Below are 5,295 nucleotides of genomic sequence, written 5' to 3'. Positions count from 1 at the left end.
GCCGAGTTGGGTGCGGACCGCATCCAGCGCAATGCAAATGGAGATTTGGTGGATTGCCTGATGGTGTCTTGGGGAGAGTCATGAGCTCAGTCGACGATGCAATGCAACAAGAAGGAACGCCAGCATCCGGATGCACGCGCATGCCGCTGTCGGCCGGCGCCGGCGCGGACGGCATCTTCATCCATCGTCGCATTGAGCAGCAGGCGCAGCGGTATCCTCAGGCGATTGCCGTTATCGATGCCGAAAGGCAGCTTAGCTACGCGACGCTCAACGCAGATGCCGATATCGTGGCAGCGCGATTGGCGATGCTGGGCATCGGGCCGGGCGATTGCGTAGGCGTCATGCTGGGACGCAGCTGCGGTCTGGTTACGGCGTTGCTCGGCGTGCTCAAGGCGGGTGCGGCCTATGTGCCGCTGGATCCCACCTATCCGTTGCAGCGCCTGAAGTTCATGTTGCACGACACCGGCACCCGGCTGCTGATTTCGGAGTACGCGCTCGCTATTCGACTGGACGCGGAATTCGATGGAACGGTGCTTGACCTGCAGCAGACTTTGCGCGGCGATGTGCCCGCGGCCGAGCTTGCGGCGCCGCGCCGGCTGTTGCCATCGCATCTGGCCTACGTCACCTATACCTCCGGCTCCACCGGACGGCCCAAGGCGGCTGGCGTGCAGCATGCAAACGCCGCGGCCTTCGTGGATTGGGCATTGCGCGTATTCACGCCGGACGAGCTGGCGAGTGTGCTGTTCGCCACTTCAGTGTGTTTCGATCTGTCGATTTTTGAATTGTTCGTGCCGCTGAGCATCGGCGGCCAGGTGGTGGTCGCCGCCAACCTGCTCGACTTGCCTGCGCTGGCGGAGCGGGGGCGCATCACCCTGGTGAACACTGTGCCGTCGTTGATGACCGAACTGCTGCGCCAACATCGCTTGCCGCACACGGTCAGGACGGTGAATCTCGCCGGTGAGGTGTTGCCGCAAGCGCTGGTCGGCAGGCTCTACGAGCATACGCATATCGAGCGCGTGTTCAATCTGTACGGGCCTTCGGAATGCACGACGTATGCCACCTTCGCCCTCATGGAGAGGCATGCCGATGCGGCCCATGCACCGATTGGGCACCCCATTGCCGGTACCCGCTGTTACGTATTGGATGACCGACTGCAGCCGGTACCGGATGGCGAGGAGGGAGAACTGTATATCGGCGGCGATGGCGTGGCGGACGGCTATATCAGACGTCCCGCCTTGAGTGCCGAGCGGTTCTTGCCCGATCCGTTCGCCGATAGCATCGGCCGTCGCATGTATCGCACCGGCGACCGGGTGAAGGTGGGTGGCGACGGTCAGCTTCTTTATGCCGGCCGCTTCGATTTTCAGGTGAAACTGCACGGCTATCGCATCGAGCTCGGCGAGATCGAGGCCGTTCTCTGTGAGGACCCGGCACTGGAGCAAGCGGCTGTGATGCTGCTCGGCGACGACGAGAGCCGGCGCTTGGTCGCGTTCGTGGCGCCGCGCGGCGATGCAGCCATGCTGCAGCGCGAGACATTGCGTGAGCGCCTGCGTCAGCGCTTGCCCGATTACATGGTACCGACCGGTTGGGTCGCGCTCGACCGCTTGCCGACGACGCTCAATGGCAAGTTGGACCGTAGCGCGTTGTCACAGCTTCCTATGGACGCGCCGGATTCGGCACCTGCGTTCGTGCCGCCTCGCAGCGAAACGGAACGGACGCTGGCATCCATCTGGTCAGGCTTGCTGACCGTGGCGGAGATCGGTCGCGAAGATGACTTCTTTCTGCGGGGCGGCCATTCTCTTACGGCGATGTGCGTGCTGGTGCGCGTGCAGAGTGAATGCGCGGTCGAACTGGCGCTCAAGGACGTTTTTTCTGCGCCCGTACTCAAGGATCTCGCGGCGAAAATCGACAGCCTGGCGATGGAGGATCCTGCGGCGTCCCTGCCGTTAGACCGCCTGGGCGCCACGCGGGCACCGCTGTCCTATAGCCAGGAAATGCTCTACCTGGAAAACCAGCTGGCGCAGGATGCGCTTTGTTACAACGTCACCGAGAGTTTCCACATCGTCGGCGAACTCAACGTGCGGGCGTTGGAATGGGCACTGACTGAAGTAGTACGACGGCACGAAGTGCTGCGCACCCGTTTTGTGCGCGAAGACGAAGAGGTCGTGCAACGGATCGATCCACCGCCGGCGACGCTGTCCATACCGGTATTTGACCTGACAGGTTCCACCGAGGCCGACGAGCGTCGCGAGCACGCACGCCAATGGCAAATCGATAGCGCGAAAATTCCGTTCGCCTTGGATAAGGGGCCGTTGTTGCGCGCCACCCTGCTGCAATGCGGACCGCTCAATCATTGGCTGGTGCTGACGGTGCACCACATCGTCACCGACGGCTGGAGCCAGAGTGTGCTGCGGCGCGATATCAGCGCGCTGTATACCCGTTTCGACACGGCTTCCCGGTTGCCGGAGCTAGCCGTGCAATACGCGGACTATGCAGTCTGGCAGCGCCGCTGGCTGGATCAGAACCGGCTGCAGCAGAGCTTGGAATATTGGGCGCACAAGCTGCAGGGCACCGTGTCGCCGGTAAGCTTTCCGCAGGACGGCGCGCCGGCCATTGTCCGTTCCTTCCATGGCTGCCGCGAGCCGCTGACTTTGCCGGCCGCGTTGACGGCGAAGCTGAAGGAACGTTGCGCCGAGTTCGGCGTAACGCCGTTCAACTGGTTGCTGACCGCGTTCAAGGTGTTGCTGTTGCGGATGACCGGTGTTGAAGACATCGTGATCGGCACCGCGTTCTCCGTCCGGCGCAAGCTGGAAACGGAAGCCTTGGTCGGCGATCTGACCAATAGCGTTGCGCTACGCACCGAGCTACGCGGCGATCTGAGCTTTCGCGAGGCGCTGCAGCGCGTTGCCGCCACCACCTTGGACGCCCATGAGCATTCCGACGCGCCATTTCAGAAAGTGGTCGAGCGCGCGGCTACGCGACGAGAAGCGTACGGCAATCCCTTTTTCCGCGTCATGTTCGTATTAGAGAACGAACCGAACGATGTGCTGGCCTTGGGCGAAAACCTCACGGTCGTACGCGAACCGATCGATATCGGCGTGGCGGTGGAGGACTTTTGCCTGACGTTGTGTGAGGAAAACGCGGGCTTTGTCGGATTCGCCGAATACCGCACCGATCTGTATGGCCGCACCACCATCTGCAGGCTGCTCGATACCTATGTACGCATCCTGCAAGAGAGCTTGCTGCATACCTCCTGCGCGATCGATGCCTTGGACCTGCTTGGGACGGCAGATCGCGCTGCTTTGCTGGCGTGGGGCCAGGGTGCGCGGCGCACGGGTCAGGTAGAGCTAGTCGTTTCCCGTTTCAGCGCTTGCGCGCGCAGTGCGCCTGACGCGATAGCCGTGATCACCGACGCCGGTTCGTTCGGTTATGGCGAACTGGATGGCCGCTCCAGCCAACTTGCGCATTATCTGCGCGAGCGCGGCATGGTCACGGAGATGCGCGTTGGCGTGTTGGCCGAGCGCGGCGTGGAGTTGTGCGTTGCACTGCTTGCGCTGATGAAACTCGGCGCCGTGTACGTGCCGCTGGACCCGGCTTATCCTATCGATCGCCTCCGCTGGATTGCCGCGGACGCGGATATGGCGGCGGTGCTGCTGCATGTGCCCACCAGGCATCTGGATCTGGGCGATGGGCGGCAACGCATCGACCTGGACATGCTGGACGAGCAGCTCGCGCGGTTCCCCACGACGGAGCCGGTTGCGCAAATTGATCCATACAACCTGGCTTATCTGGTCTACACCTCCGGATCCAGCGGCAAGCCCAAGGGCGTGGGCATCACCCATGCCGCACTCGCCAACCAGATTGAGTGGTTCCGCGAAACATTCGCGCTGACGCCGGCCGATCGTTTCTTGCAGAAGACCTCGATCAGCTTCGATCCCTCCATCGAGGAAATATTCGGCAGCCTGACCGCCGGTGCGAGCCTGATCGTGGCACGCGCGCAGGGCGAGCATGACGTGGATTATCTCAACGCACTGATCGAACGGGAGGGCGTCACCTGTATCGATCTGACGCCGTCGCTGCTCGATGCCTTGATGCGTTCGGCCCGGCCGGCGGCATGGCAGACGGTAAGAGCGGTATGGAGCGGTGGCGAAGTCTTGCATCCGGAACTGGTCGACGCTTTCCATGCGCGGCATAGCGCGCTGCTCTACAACACTTATGGTCCAACTGAGGCGACCATTCAGACGACCTGGACGCTTGCGACGGGGCACCGCGGACCATTGCCGATCGGGCGTCCCATCGCCAATACGCACTGCTACGTGCTGGATTCGCAACTTGCCTTGGTACCGCCTGGAGTGCGCGGCGAGCTGCATATCGGCGGCGCGGCACTGGCGCGCGGTTATTACGCCAACCCGGCATTGACTGCCGAGAAATTCATTCCCGACCCATATGGCGAACCCGGCAGCCTGATGTATCGCACCGGTGATCAAGTGCGCTGGAGACAGGACGGACAGTTGGAATTCTTTGGCCGTCTAGATGGTCAGATAAAGCTGCGCGGCTTTCGTATCGAGCTTGGCGAAATCGAGTCGGCGCTGCATCGACATCCCGCGGTCAAACAGGCGGCTGTGGCGGTGTGCGAAGTCCAGACGGGTATCCCGGCACTGGCGGCCTACGTCGCGGTGCACGAGCAATACGACCTGGCAGGCTTGCGCGAATGGCTGGGAGAGCGACTGCCGCGCTACATGGTGCCGGTGTACTGGACGACGCTGGACGTCTTGCCGGTGAATGCCAATGGCAAGCTCGATCGCGCTGCGCTGCCGGCGCCCGGCGAAGCGTCGATCGACAGTCGCGACTATGTCGCGCCCCGCAACACGATCGAGGCACAGATATGCACCTCGCTAGCGGAGCTTCTGCAGTGGGAACGTATCGGCGTGCACGACAATTTTTTCGACCTCGGCATCCACTCGCTTACTGCAGTACGCGTGGTATCGCGACTGGAAGCCTTGTTCTCGATCGAGCTGCCGGTGCGCTTGATTTTCGAGGCATCCACGCCAGCGCAACTGGCTGCCATGGTGGAAGAGCGGGCCGGTGCCGGACAGACCATGCGCACCGAAGCGGCAGCAGACGACGGGAAAGCTCACGCCGACCGTCTGTTGGCGAGCCTGGACACGCTTTCCGACGAGGAAGTGGAACTACTGCTCGAACAGCTCGAACAGGAAGGACGCGTGCCATGAGCAGAGCAGGGAGGGCGCGCAGCAACCGCAACTGTTCAATCGATGTCGCCATGCACGGATGCGTTGC

The 5,295-nt window shown here is 62.5% G+C and carries 1 protein-coding gene; it reads left to right on the top strand.

The genetic code is table 11. The features are described 5' to 3' along the window. Positions 1-140: 140 nt before the first annotated feature. Positions 141-5,228, top strand: a complete 5,088-nt coding sequence (locus tag B0E51_RS07025; protein WP_168172591.1) for a non-ribosomal peptide synthetase — start codon at positions 141-143, stop codon at positions 5,226-5,228. Positions 5,229-5,295 lie beyond the last annotated feature (67 nt).

It is taken from the genome of Rhodanobacter sp. C05 (assembly GCF_002001165.1).
Classification (GTDB): Bacteria; Pseudomonadota; Gammaproteobacteria; order Xanthomonadales; family Rhodanobacteraceae; genus Rhodanobacter.
Note: the sequence above shows the minus strand (reverse complement) of the source record. Positions and strands in the feature narration are given on the sequence as shown.

Coding starts and splice junctions, on each gene's coding strand:
- B0E51_RS07025 (WP_168172591.1), top strand. CDS start 141: ATGCCGCTGTCGGCCGGCGCCGGCGCGGACGGCATCTTCATCCATCGT.